The organism is Leptospira weilii serovar Ranarum str. ICFT, from assembly GCF_000332415.1.
Lineage (GTDB): Bacteria > Spirochaetota > Leptospiria > Leptospirales > Leptospiraceae > Leptospira > Leptospira weilii_A.
On record NZ_AOHC02000041.1, the window covers coordinates 132,614 to 153,350 of the forward strand.

Annotated in this window: 17 protein-coding genes and 6 pseudogenes; 10 read left to right on the plus strand and 13 right to left on the minus strand. The window is 41.4% G+C overall.

Translation table 11 applies throughout. The features are described 5' to 3' along the window. Positions 1 to 185: 185 nt before the first annotated feature. Complete coding sequence (locus LEP1GSC060_RS13855) at positions 186 to 851, minus strand: 4Fe-4S dicluster domain-containing protein (protein WP_003006720.1); 666 nt, start codon at positions 849 to 851, stop codon at positions 186 to 188. Continuing rightward, positions 848 to 2,146, minus strand: coding sequence for a UDP-N-acetylglucosamine 1-carboxyvinyltransferase (murA, locus tag LEP1GSC060_RS13860; RefSeq protein ID WP_003006027.1), 1,299 nt, complete (start codon positions 2,144 to 2,146; stop codon positions 848 to 850). Before murA ends, LEP1GSC060_RS13855 begins: the two co-directional genes overlap by 4 nt. A 228-nt stretch (positions 2,147 to 2,374) precedes the next feature. On the opposite strand from murA, the gene lnt reads away from it, so the two are divergent. Next, the gene (lnt, locus tag LEP1GSC060_RS13865; RefSeq protein ID WP_036096608.1) at positions 2,375 to 4,171 is read left to right on the plus strand and encodes an apolipoprotein N-acyltransferase; all 1,797 of its coding nucleotides are present in this window, start codon (positions 2,375 to 2,377) and stop codon (positions 4,169 to 4,171) included. Here lnt and LEP1GSC060_RS13870 read toward each other — a convergent pair. After that, on the minus strand, positions 4,168 to 4,395 hold the full coding sequence (locus tag LEP1GSC060_RS13870; RefSeq protein ID WP_003005773.1) for a hypothetical protein: 228 nt from the start codon (positions 4,393 to 4,395) through the stop codon (positions 4,168 to 4,170). The two genes, lnt and LEP1GSC060_RS13870, sit on opposite strands and share 4 nt — an antisense overlap. Before the next feature lie 58 nt (positions 4,396 to 4,453). Here LEP1GSC060_RS13870 and LEP1GSC060_RS20615 point away from each other — a divergent pair. After that, positions 4,454 to 4,719 (plus strand): annotated as a pseudogene (locus tag LEP1GSC060_RS20615) (AAA family ATPase). On the opposite strand, the pseudogene LEP1GSC060_RS20620 reads toward LEP1GSC060_RS20615, so the two are convergent. Further along, a pseudogene (locus tag LEP1GSC060_RS20620) lies at positions 4,675 to 5,172 on the minus strand (IS5 family transposase); the annotation flags it as partial. The pseudogenes LEP1GSC060_RS20615 and LEP1GSC060_RS20620 overlap by 45 nt on opposite strands. Before the next feature lie 264 nt (positions 5,173 to 5,436). On the opposite strand from LEP1GSC060_RS20620, the pseudogene LEP1GSC060_RS19580 reads away from it, so the two are divergent. Then, positions 5,437 to 5,633, plus strand: a pseudogene (locus LEP1GSC060_RS19580) (transposase); the annotation flags it as partial. A gap of 175 nt (positions 5,634 to 5,808) precedes the next feature. Here LEP1GSC060_RS19580 and LEP1GSC060_RS13885 read toward each other — a convergent pair. Beyond that, positions 5,809 to 7,341, minus strand: a complete 1,533-nt coding sequence (locus tag LEP1GSC060_RS13885) for a WGR domain-containing protein (protein ID WP_080634579.1) — start codon at positions 7,339 to 7,341, stop codon at positions 5,809 to 5,811. A 19-nt stretch (positions 7,342 to 7,360) separates the two neighbouring features. After that, positions 7,361 to 7,567, minus strand: a pseudogene (locus tag LEP1GSC060_RS19585) (hypothetical protein); the annotation flags it as partial. Between the two features lie 413 nt (positions 7,568 to 7,980). On the opposite strand from LEP1GSC060_RS19585, the pseudogene LEP1GSC060_RS21105 reads away from it, so the two are divergent. Then, a pseudogene (locus LEP1GSC060_RS21105) lies at positions 7,981 to 8,863 on the plus strand (transposase). Between the two features lie 315 nt (positions 8,864 to 9,178). Next, a pseudogene (gene lenF, locus LEP1GSC060_RS13900) lies at positions 9,179 to 9,979 on the plus strand (endostatin-like outer membrane lipoprotein LenF); the annotation flags it as partial. A gap of 277 nt (positions 9,980 to 10,256) precedes the next feature. Here the strand turns inward: lenF and LEP1GSC060_RS13910 are convergent. Continuing rightward, positions 10,257 to 11,405 (minus strand): hypothetical protein, encoded by a 1,149-nt coding sequence (locus LEP1GSC060_RS13910; protein WP_003006427.1) that lies wholly within the window; start codon positions 11,403 to 11,405, stop codon positions 10,257 to 10,259. A gap of 32 nt (positions 11,406 to 11,437) precedes the next feature. Beyond that, on the minus strand, positions 11,438 to 11,857 hold the full coding sequence (locus LEP1GSC060_RS13915) for an LIC_13246 family protein (protein WP_003005832.1): 420 nt from the start codon (positions 11,855 to 11,857) through the stop codon (positions 11,438 to 11,440). Positions 11,858 to 12,018: 161 nt separating this feature from the next. On the opposite strand from LEP1GSC060_RS13915, the gene LEP1GSC060_RS13920 reads away from it, so the two are divergent. The 3 genes from LEP1GSC060_RS13920 to LEP1GSC060_RS13930 all read left to right on the plus strand — a co-directional run bounded on the left by LEP1GSC060_RS13920 (position 12,019) and on the right by LEP1GSC060_RS13930 (position 14,668). Further along, a complete protein-coding gene (locus LEP1GSC060_RS13920; protein WP_003006450.1) occupies positions 12,019 to 12,594 on the plus strand; it encodes a hypothetical protein in 576 nt (191 codons plus the stop codon). 69 nt (positions 12,595 to 12,663) lie between these two features. After that, on the plus strand, positions 12,664 to 13,860 hold the full coding sequence (locus LEP1GSC060_RS13925) for an NADP-dependent isocitrate dehydrogenase (protein WP_003006195.1): 1,197 nt from the start codon (positions 12,664 to 12,666) through the stop codon (positions 13,858 to 13,860). A 127-nt stretch (positions 13,861 to 13,987) separates the two neighbouring features. After that, the gene (locus LEP1GSC060_RS13930; RefSeq protein ID WP_003005841.1) at positions 13,988 to 14,668 is read left to right on the plus strand and encodes a hypothetical protein; all 681 of its coding nucleotides are present in this window, start codon (positions 13,988 to 13,990) and stop codon (positions 14,666 to 14,668) included. Here LEP1GSC060_RS13930 and LEP1GSC060_RS13935 read toward each other — a convergent pair. From LEP1GSC060_RS13935 to mazG, 3 genes are read right to left on the minus strand one after another with little or no spacing between them, the layout of a single operon-like run. Next, positions 14,665 to 15,438 (minus strand): response regulator, encoded by a 774-nt coding sequence (locus tag LEP1GSC060_RS13935; RefSeq protein WP_003006592.1) that lies wholly within the window; start codon positions 15,436 to 15,438, stop codon positions 14,665 to 14,667. The genes LEP1GSC060_RS13930 and LEP1GSC060_RS13935 overlap by 4 nt on opposite strands. Beyond that, positions 15,435 to 15,824, minus strand: a complete 390-nt coding sequence (locus LEP1GSC060_RS13940; protein ID WP_003006587.1) for an LIC_13241 domain-containing protein — start codon at positions 15,822 to 15,824, stop codon at positions 15,435 to 15,437. The genes LEP1GSC060_RS13935 and LEP1GSC060_RS13940 overlap by 4 nt, the downstream gene beginning before the upstream one ends. Then, positions 15,817 to 16,629 (minus strand): nucleoside triphosphate pyrophosphohydrolase, encoded by an 813-nt coding sequence (gene mazG / locus LEP1GSC060_RS13945; protein ID WP_003006435.1) that lies wholly within the window; start codon positions 16,627 to 16,629, stop codon positions 15,817 to 15,819. Before mazG ends, LEP1GSC060_RS13940 begins: the two co-directional genes overlap by 8 nt. Before the next feature lie 153 nt (positions 16,630 to 16,782). Here mazG and LEP1GSC060_RS13950 point away from each other — a divergent pair, with 153 nt between their 5' ends. Then, entirely contained in the window at positions 16,783 to 17,304 is a 522-nt protein-coding gene (locus LEP1GSC060_RS13950; protein WP_003006084.1) for a DUF6580 family putative transport protein, read from the plus strand. 230 nt (positions 17,305 to 17,534) lie between these two features. Here the strand turns inward: LEP1GSC060_RS13950 and LEP1GSC060_RS13955 are convergent, their stop codons facing one another. Beyond that, the gene (locus tag LEP1GSC060_RS13955) at positions 17,535 to 18,806 is read right to left on the minus strand and encodes an LA_2444/LA_4059 family outer membrane protein (RefSeq protein WP_036096614.1); all 1,272 of its coding nucleotides are present in this window, start codon (positions 18,804 to 18,806) and stop codon (positions 17,535 to 17,537) included. Between the two features lie 188 nt (positions 18,807 to 18,994). Here LEP1GSC060_RS13955 and LEP1GSC060_RS13960 point away from each other — a divergent pair, with 188 nt between their 5' ends. Beyond that, positions 18,995 to 19,555, plus strand: coding sequence for an LOG family protein (locus LEP1GSC060_RS13960; protein ID WP_003006604.1), 561 nt, complete (start codon positions 18,995 to 18,997; stop codon positions 19,553 to 19,555). 125 nt (positions 19,556 to 19,680) lie between these two features. Here LEP1GSC060_RS13960 and LEP1GSC060_RS13965 read toward each other — a convergent pair whose 3' ends face one another. Further along, entirely contained in the window at positions 19,681 to 20,730 is a 1,050-nt protein-coding gene (locus tag LEP1GSC060_RS13965) for an ankyrin repeat domain-containing protein (RefSeq protein ID WP_003005990.1), read from the minus strand. Positions 20,731 to 20,737: the final 7 nt, after the last annotated feature.

A 20,737-nucleotide genomic window follows, 5' to 3' on the forward strand; every position in this document is an offset into this window, starting at 1 on the left:
TTTTGCGTTGAAACGGTATTTTGTGTTAAAAATGAACGGTACTCGATTTTATAGAAATCAGTAGTAAAAACTTAAGGCAAATGTTTTCGAACTCTATTTTTATAGGAATTGGAAAGTTTCGTTTTCCATCAATCACCGCATCTGCGATAATTTTTCCCGATCCCTTTGTTTACGTTCTTTGAATATCACTGAACTCGAATCGCTTTCGGAAACGTAGGACAAGCGCTAACACACTGACCGCAACCGGTACAGTTTTTTGAGAAAGAAGGTTTATTTCCTTTAAAGTCGACGACCCCTTCTACGGGACAACTATCCTTACAATTCGAACAAGAGGATTCTCCCGTTTTATGATTCAGACAAAATTCGAAAATCCCTTTTGCTTGGCCGAACTTCGGAGAATCGTCATTCAAAGGAAGGAGCGCCTCGTCTTTGCAGGCGTTGATACAGGGCCAATCCTTACAAAGCATACAAGCGTTGAGATTGACGTCCATTCTTGGAATGTGTTTTTCCGCGGTTTCGTCGAAAACCGGAAACAAAACGCTGTAAGGACAAGCGTAGATGCAGTCTCCGCAGCCGGTACATTTTCGAAGGAATTCGGTTTCGGCTAACGCGCCCGGAGGAAGTTGAACGTTGGCGATTTTTCTTTTTCGATTCGGTTGGATTGGTTGTGGAAGGAAAAACTCGGTTTCTTTTTTTGATTTTTTCGTTTTGGTTTTTTTAGGCGTAGGTTGGCGAGAAGGGGATTCTTCGGAAACGATTTCTTTAAAACCGGAAGCGATGTCGATTGCGCTTTCTTCCGCAAAGTCCAACATTCTCGCGAGACCTTTTTTAAAAAAATCCTTCCGGTTCAATCTTGTTTAACTCTTTCGATTCTGGCGCCTAAGGCTCGCAAGCGGGTATCTATGTTTTCAAAACCCCGATCGATTTGTCCGATGTTATGAATGGTACTCGTTCCTTCCGCACAAAGCGCCGCGATGATCATCGCCATACCGGCGCGGATATCCGGGCTTGCCACTTTTTGTCCGTACAATCTGGAATGTCCGATGACGATCGCTCGATGCGGATCGCAAAGAATGATCTGCGCTCCCATCGCGATGATATTATCCACGAAGAAGAGTCTCGACTCAAACATTTTCTCATGAATCAAAACGGTTCCTTTACACTGAGTCGCGGTTACGAGCGCTACCGAAGTCATATCCGCTGGAAAACCGGGCCAAGGAGAATCGTCTATTTTCGGAGTGGCTCCGTGATAATCCGGAATGATTTCCATCTTTTGATCGGAAGGAACCAAAATTCCGTTTTCGTGCGGACGCACTTCAATTCCAAGTTTTGAATATACCATTCGAATCATACGAATGTCTTCGAGTTCCACGTCTCGAATCATCAGCTCTCCTCCGGTGACCGCGGCCAAACTGATAAACGAACCGACTTCCAAATAATCCGATCCGATCCTGTGTTCTTTTTCGGGAGGTTTTAAAGAAGTAACCCCTTCGATCGTAAGAATGTTGGAACCGATTCCGGAAATTTTTGCTCCCGCAGAATTTAAAAAATGACAAAGTCTTTGAACGTGCGGTTCGCTCGCCGCGTGACGAAGGGTCGTGGTTCCTTCCGCAAAAACCGCCGCCATCACCGCGTTTTCGGTTCCGGTTACGGAAGCCTCGTCCATCAGAATATCGGTTCCTCTGAGACGATCTGCTTTGATTTCATAACCGTCCGGAAAAACTTCGATACTTGCGCCTAATGCTTGTAATGCGAGAAGATGTGTGTCCAATCTTCTTCTTCCGATTTTGTCCCCGCCCGGTTTAGGTAAGAAAACCCTTCCTGTTACGGCAAGGATCGGACCCGCTAAAGTGACGGCGCCTCGAATGTGAGAACAGAGTTCTTCGGGGAGTTGATTTTTAAGATTACCGTCGTGTTTAAAAGTATAAGTTCCGGATTCTTCTTCGGTGATTTCCATACCTAAGTGACGGAGAACTTCCATGAGCATGAGTACGTCCGAGATAACCGGGATGTTGCCGATACGAACGGTTCCGGGAACCATACAAACGGCGCCGAGTAAAGGTAGGGCTTCATTTTTATTTCCCTGCGGAACCACGGTTCCATGAAGCGGGGTCTTTCCAATGATCTTGAAATACGAAGAACTCATAGTGATAAGCTGTAGGATCCGGTCTTTCTGGCAAATCGAATTGTGACTCAATGTTACTTTTGAATCGTTTGAATTTTAGCCAAAGGCGGCTTTTGATTTACCGGTTCTGAATTCTCGAATTTTTTATTTCGCTTTTTGGAAATGCTTACGTTCGACTGAATCGGAAACGGCCCTTCTCAATGAATTCTGTTGACTTCCGATTCCAAAGTGGAGATAAACGTTTTATCCATGGACAACTTACACCATCATTTTCAAACGTTCCAGAAAACAATCTGGTTCAATCTATTCTGTTATTTTTGGACCGGCTTTTTTTCCTTTTTAGCCTTTGCTCCCGTTTCTTTAAGTCACTTCGTATGGATCGCACCTTTCGGTCTTTTTTGGCTGAGTTTGAAATATCATGGGAAGTATAAAAAATTATTTTACCAAGGGCTTATCATCGGAGTCGTTTTTTATGCGATCTCTTTTCATTGGATCGTTCATATGGCGATCACGTTCGGAAATTTTCCGTACATCGTTGCGATCCTGATTCTTCTATTTGCCGGACTTTTATTCAGTTTAAAGTTTCCGATTTTTATGATGAGCCTTTCATTTCTTTCGGGAAAGATCGGCCGTCATTCCGTATGGGTCGCCGGTTTTTGCGGGCTTGTATCCGAATTGATCGGACCTCAGTTGTTTCCTTGGTATTGGGGAAACCTTGCGGCGGGAAACATCATTCTCGCGCAGAACGTGGAGATCACCGGGGTTTACGGAATCAGTTTTTTGGTCTTTGTGGTTTCTTATACGCTCTTTCAATCCAATCCGTGGCATTGGAAGGAAATTTTTCATTCTCAAGAAAAAACAAAACAGTATCTTCGTTTTGTTACGTTACCCGCTCTTTTACTTTTAACTTTTATCGTTTCAGGGTTTGTTCTTTATAAAAAATGGGAGAATATAAAACCCGTTAAATCTTTAAACGTATTGATCGTTCAACCGGACGCTCCGTTGAGTTTTAGAGACGGACGAGAGGTTAAGGAATCGATCGAGGCCCTGATGTCTCGAATCGAGAAACTGACCGATGAAGGCGTCGCAAAAATGGGAAAAAAACCGGACCTCATCGTGTTGCCCGAGGCCGGTGTGCCGTTTTTTTCCGCGCACAATACGCCGGTGACTACCGTGGCCCGTAGACTTTATTGGCATCGTTTCGATTCTTTGATGTTTCTTCTAGCCAATCGATACAAAGCGAACGTATTTTTCAACGAGATAGACGCCGGATACAAGGGCGAACCGAGTAATCGTAATTTAAGATATTATAATAATAACGTATTGTACGATCCGAACGGAGATCGTAGGGACTCCTATCAAAAGAAATTTCTTTTGATGTTCGGCGAATACATGCCCTTCGATTTTCTCTACGAACTCAGTCAACAAACCGGAAGGTTCGAACCCGGTCTGACTCATAACCTCATTCGATATTACACTCCGGCCGATAAGGAAAAGTCGCCCCAGGGACGACATTTGGGTTGGGTTGATACGGAAAACTTAGGTCACGAGGCCGTTCGCGTTTACTACGAATCCGCAAAAACCGAAGTGCAAGAAGCGGGTAAATTTCTTCCTTTGATTTGTTACGAGGTGATTCTTCCCGAGTTTGTCAGAGAATTTAGAACCGCCGGCAATCCCGAATTTATCGTAAATCTTACGAACGATAAATGGTACGGAACGACAACGGAAAGCGATCAGCACATGGAACTCGGAAGATTGCGTTCGATCGAACTACGCAGATGGATGGTGCGTTCGACGAATTCGGGTATTTCCGCGAATATCGATCATTTGGGCAGGTTTGTGGGCGGAAAAAAAACCGGTCTTATGACTACGGAAGCGCTTTCCGAGACGATCGACGTAATCGATTCTCCGCCTACTTTTTATACCCAGTACGGAAATCTGATTCCTTGGTTGATGCTTGTTTTGACCGGACTTTATTATCTGAATCTTTTGATCGGAATTCGGAAAGGGAAGAACGTAAAAACGACTGAGTCTGAAAATTCCTAGGAATTTTTGAAAAGAATCCAAAGGACTTGATGAAGAGAAGGTTGATATACATAGGCTCGTTTTTTAAGCCTATGTATTGTCATCGTCCGATGATTTGATTGCTTCATCCGGTTGTTTTCTATTTTGAGATCGAATTTTCCTTTTTCGGCGATTAATTCTTTTGTAGAAAATTCTTTCGTGATCAATTCGGTTCCTTTCCCTAACGTGTGAATCGCCAAGTCCATCCCGGATTTGACTCTTCTTTGGTATTCGTTTTATTGAATATTGAAATATATTAAAGTTATTTTTAGAGTAGCTGCGAAAAACTTAGAGCCCGTCCCAAAACTATCTATTAAAGAAATTGAAAACAATAATAGTGCTCGCGAGGTAAAGAGAAGCCATATAATTTTCCGATTTTCTCTCCCAACGGATGAGAATGGCCCTGAATCGATTGTGCCAACTGTTGTTCTTTCAACGACCCATCTTCGAGGCTTTCCTTTGTATTTACCGATGAGAGGCTTCTCACCTTTTTTACGAATATGAGATCGAATGTTTCTTCTTTTAATTAATACTTCTATATCTTTAAATTCATAACCTTTATCTAAGCAAAGGTGTTTTGGTTTTTTTCTTTTTTTTTCGGAAAATATTAGGATTGAATTCAACGTATCTTTTACACCGTGCTTGTCATGAACATCGGCTTCACTCAATGTTATAGCCAATGGAATTCCATTTCCATCTGTAAGAATATGCCGTTTAACCCCCAATTTGGCGCGGTCCGTAGGGTTTTCACGGTTAAGCTCCCCTTTTGGAGCCTTAACCATTACGTTATCCATCGAAGCCCAGTCCCAAGCTATCTTATTCTTTACATCATAATATTTTAAAATGCGTTTATATATCTTTTTGAATACTCCTGCACGCTCCCATTCTTGAAATCTCCTATGACAAGTTTGACCGGATCCAAACTCTTTCGGAATTGCACACCACTGACAGCCTGTTTTCATTCGATAGATGATACCTGCCATTACTACTCTTGCAGGAACCCGATTGCGGCCTCCTTGGCTTTGGATCTTCTTTCGGGATCAATGGGACAATTTTTTCCCAAAGCTCGTTCGGTATCTCTGAATAATATTTGTCCATTTCACTTTTATATTATTACCCTTTCTGAGTACAACCAGTTTTGAGACGGGCCCTTAGTCGACAAAATTCTTTTAGAGTTTGTCCCAAAACCGTCCGATTTTATCGGAATGGCCGCAAATCTCTGCGATTGTTTTGAGTTTTGGGACAGGCTTTTAAGAAAAAGAGCTATCATTGAATCGGTTCATGATGAGCTTAAAAATATATGCCAGATTCAACATACCAGACATCGAAGCTTTTCAATGGGGCTGTTAATCTTTTAAGCGGTTTAGTTGCATATTCATTCTTTCCAAAAAAATCGTCTCTGACTTTGAAATCTAAAGACAATTGCCGGTTCTTACTCGCTCCTTCGGCCGAACTCACGTTAATTAATAAAAATCGAATATGTAATTTCATCGTTACTTCGTCGAAATTGCGATAAAATGAATACACCTCTCGATTGCCCGTAACGATTCGGAGTTGGTTCCAAGATATCAGGGTATGAGTTTCGACACTGAAAAGATCCTTCCGCTGGGGATAAGCATTCAATAAGAAATTTTCACATCGGAACGTAATTTTTCGAACTTCGCTAAATTCTCTTTCGGAACCTTCAACGGTATTTTCAATTCTTTCAACTTTTTCAATTCGGCCAAAGGAAGTATATCTTTGACTGGATTGTCCGATATCCAAAGCGTCTCTATTTCTAAAAGTGCGAAAAGCGGAGAGATATCGGAAATTTTATTTTTGTTGAGATAAAGTATTTTTAAGTTTCGGCACTTAGAGAGCGGAGATAGTTCTTTGATCGAGTTATACGATCCGTCAAAAACTTCGAGATTGGGAAGTTTCGACAAAGGACCGATGTCCGAAACTTCCTGATTACTCACATTCAATCTGACTAACCAGGGAGCTCGCTCGACTCCTTCCAGCGATAGGAGTTTGGGAGCTTTCTTTTCCTGTCCTGGAAGTAATACCAATTTATCGAGAGCCGACATTTTGCCTAACGGAACCTGGTCTAACGAAGTCAATCCGTCGAACCGCACTTCCGTACCTTGGCTCAGTTTGTCGTCCGAAGGCGGGCTTGTAAGAAGCCCGTCTTTCGGACGATAATACAAATTCCTCGATTGATTCGGTGAAGGCTTTTCGTTCAAAATCCAGACTAGATATTTCCACCATTCGTTCTTTTTTTTGTCCGGTGTTTTTGCTTCTATCGAAACACGAGGTACGGGAATATCGAATTGCAAGCGCTCGACTAGTCTTTTTAGAAAAAACGCACCGGCATTATAAGACTCGCCGTCTTCTTCTATCTTCATATCTCCGTGTGAACAAAAATGTAAGGAGGGCTCTCCGAAACTATTTTTCTTCTTCGGATGATAAAGCCACCAATCGGGGCCATCCGATAATGCGACTTGGATCTGTGACGGTTTTTTTACAAGACTCAACCATTCGGAACCCGCGTCCTCGAGTCCTTCGACCTCAAATCCGCCGTCATTGCCCAAGAGCAAGGATGATCTATTCAGATAAAGTCTTTCATGCTTTTTCATTAAATTCTGAAAACTATGAGGATATGTTTTATACTCGGAGCCCAAAGCGGGAGATGATGCGATCAGTTCATCGTCATCATTGCGAAATCGAATCACCATCTCCTTATTCTTTTCTTCTTCGCCGCGGATTTCGATATGCTTCACATTTTGTAGCAACGACCAAAGGACAGCGTCAAAACCGGGCATATCCGCCAAATAAGAAAAATGTTCGGTAAGTAATTTGGGTAAGTCATCGGGATTTTTGTGATTCGCAATTTTTTTCCATTCGAGCAGGTAATCCGTTTCCGCTCCACCTTTCTGAGACGACTTGCCGGGATCGGTTTTGGCGCCTTGTTTTTCCACATAGCCTTTCTTGAACTTCTCGTTTAAGAGTTTCTGCGCTTCTATCAGGCTTGTTTTTTCATCCTCGAACTTCTTCGTCCGGGTTTGTCCTGTCGTACCTGCTTTACCGTAGGTCACGGTAAAGGAATTTCCACTAACTTCAATTTTCCAGAATTTGTCCGACTTTTCGTCTGTGTAGGTTAGGTGATGTTGCATATCGATTCTCTACATCCTCAAATATTTCTTTCGGAAAAAACTTTTTTACGTACTTATCCTCGTGACCGGCGTATGCACATTCTCCCACTCTTGGAGAATTTACAACAGGTAAAAGTACATCCTCTCCTTCCTCTTCTACACACTTATGATTTTCAATACAAGATTCGCACAAAAGACCCGATCCGTCATAGGCACAAAATGGACAAATAACTATCGCTTTATTGTCGCTCTGTAAATCCCTCGCCCCTAAACCCTCCTTTAAGTAGCCGAGAGGACTTAGAAAGCCCGGGGTGAGATATGCCTAGTCTTCCTATCCGCATTCATCTCCCTAAAGAGCCGCACAAGGGTTTTCAGCAGCCGACTTAGGCCAATCTAACACAACGGAGTCAAAGCTCCAAAGGGTTTATCTGTATGCTGCCAGCCTCTCGGTTCCGGTTTCTCCGAGAGTTTTCTCTTTCCGAAATCTTTCAAGCCTCTCTCTCAGCAAGACATCATACTATCTATCTCTATTTGCGATCTTTATAAAATAACATAACTAACGTGAGTTCGACGGTTGGAGAAAAAAGAGTAAAAAACTTGTACTCAAAAGCGCCAGATCGCATATTAAACCGAATCTTACGGCAAAAAGAGGGTAAAATAATGGATCTGACAACAATGTATTGTGCAATCGATGATTTTTGTACACACCAAAAATAAAACCGGTACGGAAAAAAAATTAGAGTTCTGTTGTTTGTAAAACACCTAGTATAATTACGGCTTTAGCCTTAAGTGAAGTAGCAACGATCGTAGTTTACTTTCATCTTTCTCATTGCAGAGAATTTAAGAATTTTTATTTGATAGAAATAAAAAAGGATATGAAGTCCGAATTTCCAAAAGCAGTGAGTTACAATCGTTTTGTTGAATTGATGCCAATGCGTTAGGCGTCATAGCTTCGTTTCTATCGAATTCTTGCCTGGAAAAATGTTCCGGAATTTCATTCCATCATTTATGATTATTCCTGGAAATATCGACGACAGGAATTCAAAAGTGATCTCCCCACTTTCTAAAAATATTTTCGGTAAACTTTTCGGAGATAGAGGTTACATTAGCCAATCTCTTTTTGAAAGTCTTTATGAAAAAGGAATTCAACTCATTACAAAATTAAAAAAGAATATGAAGAATAAATTAATGCCCTTAGTCGACAAAATTCTTTTAGAGTTTGTCCCAAAACCGTCCGATTTTATCGGAATGGCCGCAAATCTCTGCGATTGTTTTGAGTTTTGGGACAGGCTTTTAAGAAAAAGAGCTATCATCGAATCGGTTCATGATGAGCTTAAAAATATATGCCAGATTCAACATACCAGACATCGGAGCTTTTTCAATGGGCTGTTAATCTTTTAAGCGGTTTGGTTGCATATTCATTCTTTCCAAAAAACCGTCTTTGACTTTGAAATCTAAAAACAATTGCCGGTTTTATTCGCTCCTTAGGCCGAACTCACGTAACGCGAGTTCCTACATTACGGGAATAAGCAGTTATGACTAATGTTCTGATTTTTAAAGACTAAAAAAATATAAAAGTTGTTATATTCCGATTTTATTTTTTACGGAAAAATGAACCTTTAGGAAACGGATTCCCATTTTAAGTTACATTAGTCGAAATTTAAATGTACAAAAAGAAGTCTTATTTTGATTTGAGCGTGAAAACATTTTTATTTGTCTTATTTTTGAAAAAAATGAAATATGATTTGTTGAAATATCAAAAATACGATAAATATGAATCTTTTATGTTTTGTTGGCCCAATAGTGTCAATGGATTAGATTCAGAGTTTCTCGTGATTTAAGGAGTAAATCAATGATTATGAGAATCAAAAATAAACTTGCGATTCTATCGGCTTTCACGCTGGTATTTGTCGCGTGTTTAAATAAGTCATCTGGTAACGACAGTACGGTTTTAAGTGGATTGATTTCGCTTATCTCTAACGAGCAGGGATGTGTCGGATTGGATTGTCCAAAGAATCGGACGGCAAGCGGTAATCAGCTTCAGAGTGGACAAAGTCTACAGTCGGCTTTTCCACAAGGTATGACTCCGTATATCTTTACGACATCGTCTTCGGGTGTTGTTCACAATGGAAACTTTGGGGGTGTTACGGAAGCGGATGCGTTTTGTCAGAATCATATTCCTTCGAGCGTTCCAAGCACTGGAATATACAAAGCGATGATCACGGACGGAGTTGCTAGAGTGGCGACTACAGTGGGTCCTAATTCCACGGATGGACAAGTAAACTGGGTGTTCCAACCGAATCAACAGTATCAAAGAGCCGAGGACGGTGCGATCGTAATGACTACGAATAGTTCCGGTATGTTTGATTTTGCAAACGGCGCGAGACTGGAAAATCCATTTACGCAAATTGCCGCTTCCGGTCAGTGGACCGGCTTAAATTCGGATTGGACAGTTTGGAAATCCGGAGGTTTACCGATTACTTGTACCTCCTGGAATAGTTCTGCCCTTAATCTTTTTGGATCGTTTGGGAGTTCGACTGGTACGGACTCGGATATTCTTGCGGCTAAGGCTTCGACGGGAGGAAACTTTACGACGTCTTGTTCCAGCACTCGTACAGCCTATGGTCCGTATAATTTAGGTCTGGTCTGTGTGGAACAGTGAGAAATAAGATCGAATAATGATTTTAGAATATTCGATTTTGTAGAAATGCCACACAATCCAATTTCGAAAAATAATAAAAAGAGCGGGATTACTTTCGATTCCGCTCTTTTTATTGATTTTGTAAATCTTAAATTATCTTATAACTTGTCTCAAAACTTTCGAACTCTTTCGCGCCACACTCGGTTTTGTATCTTTTGTTTGAACGAATCGCGGCATGAAATATCGAAATCCTTAAAATCAAAATTTTTATTTCAAAAAACTCATTTTTGGAATATTAAGGATTGATCAAATAATAGGAAAGAATTCCGCTAAAGGTTTCGAGCGAACCCGCAGGTAAATTTTTATCCGGACAAGATACATTCAAATCCGCTAATGAATAGATCTGATACGGTTTTGCAAAAAACAAACGGATAAAAAATCGAAGTACGGAAGAAATGTTGGAAAGAACGTTGATGCTGCCGACCGATTGTTTTCGAACGAGTTCCGCAAAACAACCGTCTTCAAAATAAATTTTTTCCCGAAGTGGAAGATCGTATCCCGAAAAAGGTTCCTTTTCCGTTTCCAACACTTCAAACTTGGTGATTTTACCCGAAACGACCGTTTTTCCTTCTGGGTTCAGAAGCGTGGCGGTTCTGAAATAACCTCCGGGAAAAGAATCGTTTCCTAAAAAACCTCCCGTATAAAAACGAAAATCCTTTGCATTGATGGAACGGAAAAGTTCCCATCTCCGGCTGTATTTGTAAACTTCGTAGTTTGTGAGAAGATGTTCCAACCCGCCGGTTCCGAGAAGTTCCTTCTTTTTACCGTCTTGGATCAAATAACCCCAAGCGGATTGGAACGAATACGCCATATCCGCCTGCACAAATCCGTTCGGATCCTTGACCGTATGTTTACCTCCGGAAAGGGAAACGCCATGTTTCAGATCCGATTTAAAAGATAAGAATAATTTAATATTCTTCGTGTCCTGTTGGATTTCGATTCCTTCTCCATTGAGGTTCATCCGGTTGTTTTCTATCTTGAGATCGAATTTTCCTTTTTCCGCGGTTAATTCTTTTGCGGAAAATTCTTTCGTGATAAATTCGGTTCCTTCGCCTAACGTGTGAATCACCAAACTGATCCCGCAGTTTTTCGTTCCGGGACCTAAGTTACTTATCAGAAAGGTCGCGTAGATGAAGGTTTTATCGTCTCGATAGGAATAGTTCCAAGCCTGAAAATAACCTTCTTGTGTGTAAGGTTGAAAGGAATAGTCCTTGAGTCCCGCTCTTTTGAGAACTTCGGATTTTTTTAAAACCGGAGGATCATCCGCTTTGATCGTTCCGTTGGATGCGAGAAAAAGACAAAAGAACAAAAGTAAAAAAGTTCCGAATTTAGGAAACGACGAAATACGATCGAAAAATTTTTCCGAGTCGGTTTGTTTGAACATTCCGAAGATCCTTAAGTCCGGGAGAAAAATGATCAAGCGGAATCTTTTGCGTTTGGAGTTTTCATTTCCTCTTCCCGAACAAAAGCGCTGTGTTTTTCGTAAAGCTCGCCGATACAAGGAAATCGAAACACAAGGTGATCGGTTTTTCCCTCTTTCGAGAAATGTTCCTTCGCTTGCCCGACTCCGTCCTGATGAATCCAGGATTCGAACCGGTCCGCGACTTTCAGAAAAATTAAGAACTCGTGATCGTCCGTCTTCTTTAGAAATACGTCGAAGTTTTTAATCTTTCCCTTTGCTAGTCGAACTCTCATTCTTTGTCCTTCGTCCAGTTTTGAGAACGGAATTTTCGGAATGTAAAAGTCGTTTAACGTTGATACGATCTTTCGAAAGTCGTCCTTTTTTGAAATCAGCTTCCTCCATTCTTCCCGTTTCGGATCGATCGAGTTCTCCATTTTTTACCTCTCTGAAAACGGTTCCGGAAAGGAGAATTCAAGGAGGGTAAACCCGATTTTTTTTTGAAATAGAAAAGAAAATTTCGATTTTTAGCTTCAAAGACTTCCTTTTAATAAATCTTGCTAAAAAAGCGAAAATCAAAATAGTATCATTCAGAACTATGAAATCCGATCTATTGGCTATATTTTGGACAGAAAAAATCAAGCTGACCCAATATATCATTCAAACCACCAAGAATTTTAGTTCCCAGCAGCTTGATTTTTCGGCGGCGCCTCGGGAGTCGGTTCGCTCCTTTCTGCAAGGTATGGTCGCGGGCGATTTTTTTCTTCGGGTTTCGCTTCCGATTTCCGTCGGAATCAGTTCCATTCTCCCGATCGCAAGACAATCCGAAGAAGACATAGAAAAGGATTTGGTTCGTTTACGGGATCAATTCGGTTCCCCTGCGTTGCCGATCGGTCTCAAGGAAATTATCACTCAAAGCGCGGAAGAACTTTTTTTCGAAGATTGTAATCCGGAACTAAAACCGCTTTTTCTTCGTTGGAAAGGAATTCTCGCCAAACTTGAAAAAACGATCCAAGGTCTGAATAAAAAAGATTCGTTGAAATACCGTTATTTCTCCGTGATCGGAATCGTATCCCTTCCGGTTGCGATCAATTATTTCGAAATGCAGAACCTTACTTGGCTCAGAAACGGGATCATGAAAATCACGGAGAATCCGAATTTTCCTTCCCAATAACGCATTCAAACTTTAGAACAGAATCATATTCTATTATTCTATCATTGCAAAATTTTAAAGGAGAATTCAATGGCAAAGATCAAGGTAAAAACCCCGCTCGTAGAGTTGGATGGGGACGAGATGACCAGGATCATCTGGAAGGAGATCAAGGATAGATTCATTCATCCGTATCTCGATATCGAACTGGACTATTATGATTTAGGCGTGGAATATAGGGACAAAACGGACGATAAAGTTACCGTGGATTCCGCGCACGCGATTCAAAAATACGGAGTCGGCGTTAAATGCGCCACCATTACTCCGAACCAAGACAGAGTTAAAGAATACAATCTCAAACAAGAATGGAAATCGCCTAACGGAACCATTCGTTCCATTCTCGACGGAACCGTTTTCCGTAAACCGATCATCGTAAAAAATATTCCTCCCGCGGTTCGTTCTTGGAAAAAAGCGATCACGGTAGGACGTCACGCTTACGGGGATCTTTATAAGGACACCGAACTTTATATTCCCGAACCCGGAAAAGTGGAACTCGTTTATACCGGAAAAGACGGAAAGGAAAAACAAAGAGCCTTGATTCACGACTTCGACGGAGCGGGTGTAATTATGGGTCAGCATAACTTGGATAAATCCATTCTTAGTTTTGCTCAGGCTTGTTTTAATTATGCGATTTCCGAAAAGATCGATCTTTGGTTCGCGACAAAAGACACCATTTCTAAAAAGTATCACGCTAGATTTCGCGCGATTTTCGACGAACTTGCGAAAGCCAAAGCCGCAGATCTCAAAAAAGCGGGAATCGAATATTCGTATTATCTAATAGACGACGCGGTCGCTCAGATTATGAAAAACGAAGGTGGAATGCTCTGGGCTCTGATGAACTACGACGGAGACGTGATGAGCGATATGGTCGCATCCGGGTTCGGATCTTTGGGACTGATGACTTCCGTGCTCGTTTCTCCGGACGGAAAATTCGAATACGAAGCCGCTCACGGAACCGTAACCAGACACTACCGTAAATACCAACAAGGGGAAACGACTTCCACAAACTCCGTAGCTTCCATCTTCGCTTGGACGGGAGCCCTCATCAAAAGAGGAGAATTGGACGGAACTCCGGACGTAACCGCTTTCGGCCATAAACTGGAAAAGGCCGTGATCGATACGATCGAAGGCGGAGAGATGACTAAGGATTTAACTCTTCTCTGCACGGATCCGAACGCAAAAGCCTTGGATACTTTTCAGTTTATGGAAGCGATCCAGAAAAAACTTTAATCGTTTCAAACAAAAGTTCCCGGCAGCCATACAAGGTTCCGCAGCGGCCATTTTACGTGGCCGCCGGGCCGGGAATTTAAAATCGATCCGTATATAACTCGTGCAGCTCGGAATTTCAATCGTAACTATGAAAACCTTGAAACACAGAACTTCGATTTCCGACCAAATTTCATTTCTAAGTTTGGAATATTTTTTTACGTTCGCATTTTTACTCTTATTTTTAAATTTTTCGGTCCACGCACAAAAAGCTCCCAAAGAACCGACATTACCCGTAGAACCGACGGTCGGAGATTCCAGAAATCAAAGGGGAGAAAACGAAAAACAAACCGGTACCGGGGTGGATGAAAAGGGAGAAAAAAAGATCAAAGTGATTTTTTGCGACGGTCGCGACGTGGAAGGTTTTTGGAAAAATCCTCCGATTGAATTCAAGTTTCAGCATAAAAAAAGTAATATTGTATATTCAAAATCTTTAAAGCTTGAAGAGGTTTCCAAGATCAAAATCACCGGATGGAAACTCAAACCTTCCCATAAACGAAAGGAAGGAACTCCTTATCGAGCCGAACCGTATCAAATCCAGATGATTTCCTTTTCGGGAGAAACTTTTTACAAGGAACCTTCCCCGACCGGCGAGATCCAACAGGTCTCCTTAAACAATCAATTCGGAGATACGACTTTGTTTTTGTATTGGAACGATCTGCAGTATGAAAACGGACAATGGTTTTCCGGTTTAAAACCTTTTTCGGGGGAATTCAGAACGGACTGTCATCCGGACGTGATTCGAGAAATTCAATTCCCCGCAGTAAATTAAATTTTTCGAATGTACTCTAAAATTTTTCTTTCAAAATACGGTTTATGAAGGACATAAACGTTTTTTTGAGAGACTGAGATCCTGAAATCCTCGTTTTCTTCGAGTCCCGTAATTACCGCGATCGGAATATCATTGAATTTTTCCTGCTTGCGGATCGTTTCCACGAGTTCTTCTCCCGAAAAGTCGGGCATGATCCAATCGGTGAGAATGTAGGAGATTTCTTCGCCGAAAGATTGAAGGTATTCGTACGCCTTTTTTCCTTCCGTAAATGCATGGAAAGAGTAACCGTTTTTTTCCAGAATTTTTCCTAAAAGAAGTAAATTCAGCTCCGAATCGTCTACGATGAGAATTTTTCCCGCCTTTTGCGATTCTATAGAATTCGATTGATAAGAGAGTTTTATGATTTCTTTAATTACTATTTTGAATTCTTCGATTCCGGAAGGTTTCGGAAAAATTCCGTCAAAACCGAATTCAATGGATTTTGTACGATTGGCTTCGATATCTCCCGAAGTGATCAGATATATTTTAGAATTTTTGCATATATTGTCTTTGTTTTCTCGCAGGCCGTTTCGAATGGTTTTGCAAACCGTAAATCCGTCGGAGTCCGGAAGGATCATTCCGATCGTGATTAGATCGAAATTTTCCCGAAAGGTAAGATCCAATCCTTCCTTTGCCGAACTCGCTTCGAAGATTTGAAAATCTTCCGCCGGAAAAAAAGACGATATGATTTTTCTGACGGTTGTACCGGAATCTAAAACGAGCACCTTCAAATCTTTTTTCCCTTCTTGTCGATCTCTGAAATGGAAGTTTCAAAAATTTGAATGTATTTTTTCAACTCGTCTACGATTTGTTGCCGGTCGTTCATGATTTCTCCGTCCGGTTTGGTCCAAACAAGTTGTCGGTCGTAATTCATACTTAGGCTGAGATAATAAATCGGAGAAGTTCCCACAATTCGTTTTGTATCGTTCGGAATCAAAGTAAAGGAACCGAAAAGAGAAAACATCGTCTTATAACTTTTTTCCAGATAGGTAAATTCATAGGCGCGCGGCCATTCTTCCGAATTCGATTTAAGTTCCAAAAAAAAATGTCTGGAAAGAAAAGAAATCAAAGTTTCCGTTTGTTCGATTCTCTTTTCGAATGAATCCGGTTCATTCATTCTTTTTTGCCTCGTCCCAAAGACGGTCCATTTCTTCTAAGTCGGAATCCTTCGGCGTTTTGCCGCGGGTTTGTAAGGTCTTTTCTATATATTGAAATCTTTTCTTAAATTTTGCGTTTGTTCTTGTGAGCGCGGTTTCGGAGGAAATTCCAAGATGCCTTCCTAAATTTACCAAACTGAATAGTAAATCCCCGAATTCTTCTTCGATACGAACCTGATTGCTTCCGTTCGCTTGAACACGACCGAACTCGGCTAAGAATTCTTCCATTTCTTCCCTAACTTTTCCCTGCACATCCGAAATGTTCTTCCAGTCAAATCCGACTTTAGCCGCCTTCTTTTGATATTTCTCCGCTTTTAAAAGGGAAGAGAAATTCTCGGGAACGTTCGAAAAAATAGACGAGTCGTTTGATTTCTTTTTTTCCTGATCCTTGATTTTTTCCCAATTTTCCAAAACTTCTTGAGAAGAAGAAAACGCCGGCCCTTCCGGCTTGAATACATGAGGATGCCTAAAAATGAGTTTATCCGAAATTCCTTTGGCTACGTCCCCTAAGTCGAAGGCATTTCTTTCTTCCGCAAGTCTTGCGTGGAACACGACTTGAAACAGTAGATCGCCCAATTCTTCTTTGAGAAGTTCGTCGTCGTTTTTTAGGATTGCTTCGATGACTTCTTGAGATTCTTCGATCAGATACGGAACCAAAGTTTGATGATCCTGTTCCTTATCCCAAGGACATCCGTTTTCTCCTCGAAGAACGGCTGTAACTTCTTGGAGTTTACCGATTTCATCCGTAAGTGATTTTGATTGCATATACGTTTCCTCCAAGAACGGCGGGAGTTTTGTTCCAACTTTTTATCGCCGAGCTAAGTCTGCACCCTTTTTCAGTCCGTTTGGAATCGGGATTGGATTGACGGGAGCCGTAAAACTGAAGTATAGTTAAAAAAAATACTTTGTAGGCGCTTTATGATACGTTCAAAAAGTCTTATCGTTCTTTCACTCATTCTGGTCGCGGTTGCGAGTCGTTATTTTCCACACCCGGCTAATTTTACGCCGATCCTTGCGATTTCCCTTTTTGCGGGAGCCCATTTTGTTTCTAAAAAACTGTCTCTGCTTCTTCCGATAGGCGCCCTTTTTATCAGCGACCTGTTGATAGGCTTTCACGATCAGATACTTCCGGTTTACGGAATATCTTTACTTTTGGTCGTAGCGGGATGGCAGTTGAGAACTTCTTCTTCCGCAGTTAGAATTGCACTTTGGTCCTTGGGCGGGTCGATTTTTTTCTTTCTGATCACCAACTTTTACGTATGGATGGCCGGATATTATTCCTATGATCTGAACGGACTCGTTCAGTGTTTTATTATGGCGATTCCTTTCTTTCAAAATTCTCTTTTGGGAGACGCGTTTTATACGACCGTTCTTTTCGGCGGATTGGCTCTGATCGAAAGATTGGGTTGGATGAAACTCGCACCCGTTCCCGTTAAATAAATTCTTTCTTTGAACAACTCGCCTTCGTTGACTCGAAAGAGTTTCCGAAGGCTGTTTTATCTTTTTTCCTTTCCGCAAAACTAGGTTAGGATTCATAAAAAGAATTCTCAAGAGAATTCTTATATTAGAGTTTTTGAAAAATTCCATATTTGCTTTTAACAAAATGGCGTCATTCGTTCGTTTTGTTAAAAAAGAAAGAGAAGAAAATTAATTTTTCAACAACTCTCGTTTTAAAGAGTCAGAGAAACTCCCAAATAAAACCCGTAATAGGTATCGATCACTTCCTTTTGAAGTGCGGGTCTTGTCGTAGTCAAGTCCACCGTTTTTGTAACCGTATTCAGCGCCGTCGAACTGATGATATCCGGAAATAACAAATTCGCGTCGTAGTTATATCCGGTGACGGAAGATCTCATTTCCGTATATTGAAAACCGAACGTAAATTTGAGCCAGCTCGTTCTTAAAAAAGAAAGTCCGGTATCGATTTGATAACCGCCTCTTTTGACGAGGTTTTCTCCCGCCGAACCCGAAGTTTCCGTAACTAAAAAGTTTTGAGCGCCGTTATAGGTCGTACTTCCGTTCGTCTTTAGATGATATTTTCCTAATGTTTTAAAGTAATCGGCGCTTGCGTGAAACTGAAAAAAATTATTCAGTTTCTTAACGATTCTAAATCCGATTTGAGGACCTAAACCGCCGGCTTTTTCTTCCATATTTCCGAAGCCCAATCCTCCGGGTAAGTTTCCGTATTCTTTGGAATACGTATCCAAGTTCCGGATTCCTAAAGAAGGTCCGATTCTGGTTCCTGATCCCGTTTCAAAAAAGTAAAGAAAGTTCAATTGAATATCCGTTCTTCGAAGTTGCGGACCGTACAAACTATACGTTTGATTTAAGTTTCCCGAAGTCGGATTAATATTTACGGAGGAATAAGATGGATTGATTCTAAGATCTAGGAACGTAGCTTCCACTCCGAACTTTTTGGACTCGGTTAAGAATAAGAATCGAATCGGATACGCGGTTTTCGTGTTTCCCTGCGGGTTGGAATAAAAACTTCCGGTGTTGTTGATCGTGTGCGCGTCGAAATTTCCGTTTCTCGCGATCGTATCTATATTTTGATAAAGTCCGTTCGTGTAAAGAAAGGTGTTTGTCTCGTTGACGGAAACGTTTTGCCTTCTCGCTAACGATTCCGGAATCCAATTTGTTTGATTGAACAAAAACGTGATTTCAAACGTGGCTCCTTTCGGAGTTTTGGCAAGTTCTTGTTCGTGAAGTTTATCTCTAAGTTCGCCGGCTTCTTTCCTTTTTCTCTGAATTTCGAGAATCAGCCTTTTTCTCGTGACCGGATCTTGCGCCTTACCCGCTTTGATTTCGAGTTCGTCGGCTTCTTTTTCCAAAACGTCCGGGTTGGATTGAGATAAATCGTTTTGCCCGATTACGTTCGTTTGAAACAGGAGGAAAAAGACCGTAAAAAGGAAGAAGGGGATTGATCTTTGAATTTGCTTTTTCATAGGTTTTAGGAAGTGAGAGATAGATAAGACGTAAGAATTCAAACATTTTTTTCCCGAGTATGCAAAAAGAAAAACGTTACAAAATTCTCTTCGCTAAAAATAACGAAATAGAACGATCTTATCGAATGTTTACGTCCTAAAACAGGTTCCGAAACGATCCGATCCGAATAGAAATAAAAAGAGAGATTATGAGTTTAACCAAATTGGCGGTTTGTGTTTTTTGCGGTTCCCGTTCGGGGACCAATCCGGTTTATACCGAGGCGGCTCGGGACTTGGGCCGATTGCTCGTGGAAAAAAATTTCGATTTGGTTTTCGGGGGAGCTTCCTGCGGTATTATGGGAACGATCGCCGATGCGGTGATGGAAAAAGGAGGCGGAGTATCGGGAATCATTCCCGATTTTCTTTCCATCAAAGAAGTCAAACACGATCGAGTCAAAGATCTTATGATCGTTTCTTCCATGCACGAAAGAAAGTTTAGAATGTATGAAAAGTCCTCCGGTTTTATCGCGTTGCCCGGTGGAATCGGAACCTTGGACGAACTCGTGGAAATTACGACTTGGAATCAATTGAAGCTGATTTCAAAACCTTTGGGTCTACTCAACGTAAACGGTTATTTCGACTATTTGCTCAAACAATTGGGGAGAATGGTGGACGACGGTTTTTTAGATCCGGAAACTAAAAACGGTCTGATCGTTTCGGATGATCCGGAAGAATTACTCGATCTACTCAGCCAACGTTTTATTTTGTAAAAGGTTTTGTATGATTCAGCGCTTGCCTAAAATGTAATCTTATAAAGTTCTGAAAATTAATTTGTAATCTTTGGATCTGATTTACTAACCCCTAACAAACTAATCCCTATCTACTTGAAACGTTCTTATTCTTTTTCAGGCTCGGGTTCCAACAACCGAATCAATTCTATTTTCTCTTCTTCTTTTGCGATGTCTAAAGGAGATTTTCCTTCCAGATTTTTTAAAAATGGAGACGCGTTCGAGTTCAACAATACTTCCGCAGTGGAAGTCCGGTCGTGAATGATCGCGATGTGAAGCGGTGTGTTTCCTTCCTGATCGATCGGATTTGGGGAAATTCCAAGTCGAAGAATGTTTCGGCACGTTTCGTCTTCTCCGTGTTTGGCGGCAAAAAATAATTTTTCGGTAAGGGCTTTTTTAAGAATCTTGGAAACGTGATGGTATTTCTGTCTTTCCGCTTCTTCCAATCCGGTTTTTCCGGATGCGTTTGTTTGTAAAAGATCGGCTCCTACTTTCAAAAGTTTTTCCAAACATTCCACACTGTCGTGCGAAGCCGCGAGAAGAAGCGCCGTATTTCCGTCCGCGTCTCTATCTTCTAAAATTGTTTTTGTTTCTTCTTTTGATAGGAATAGATCCAATATCTCAAAATCGTTATGAAGGGCGGTAAGATGGAGGATGGTTCTTCCTTCCGAATTCTTTTTTAAACAATCTGCGTCCTTGTCCAGAAGATATTCCGCGATTTCCAAATGTCCCAAATCCACCGCCAAAAGAAGAGGGGTATATCCTTCTCCGTTTCTTTCTTCTAAGTCCGGAGTCGGCGAGTGATCGTTTTCAAAAACCATTTCCACGATTTCCAAGTCTCCGGCGCTCACCGCTTTTGTAAGCGGAGTGTTTCCCGCAAAATCCTTTTTATCCGTGTCCGCTCCCGCTTCCAAAAAGATTCGGATTAAATCTAAGTTGCCCTGATCTAAAGACGTCAAAAGGGGAGTTTCTCCCCTTGCGTTCGTTTCATCCGGCTCGGCTCCGGCTCCGAGTAGAAGCTCGATCGCTTCCTGATCCCCGTTTTTTACGGCCCAGGATAAAACTCCAGATCCGTAATTGTCTCTATAGTTTTTTAACCAATCGACGAGGATCTGTTCTCCTTCCATGACGGTAAGGAGTTTTTGAATTTCTTCCATCTTTCCG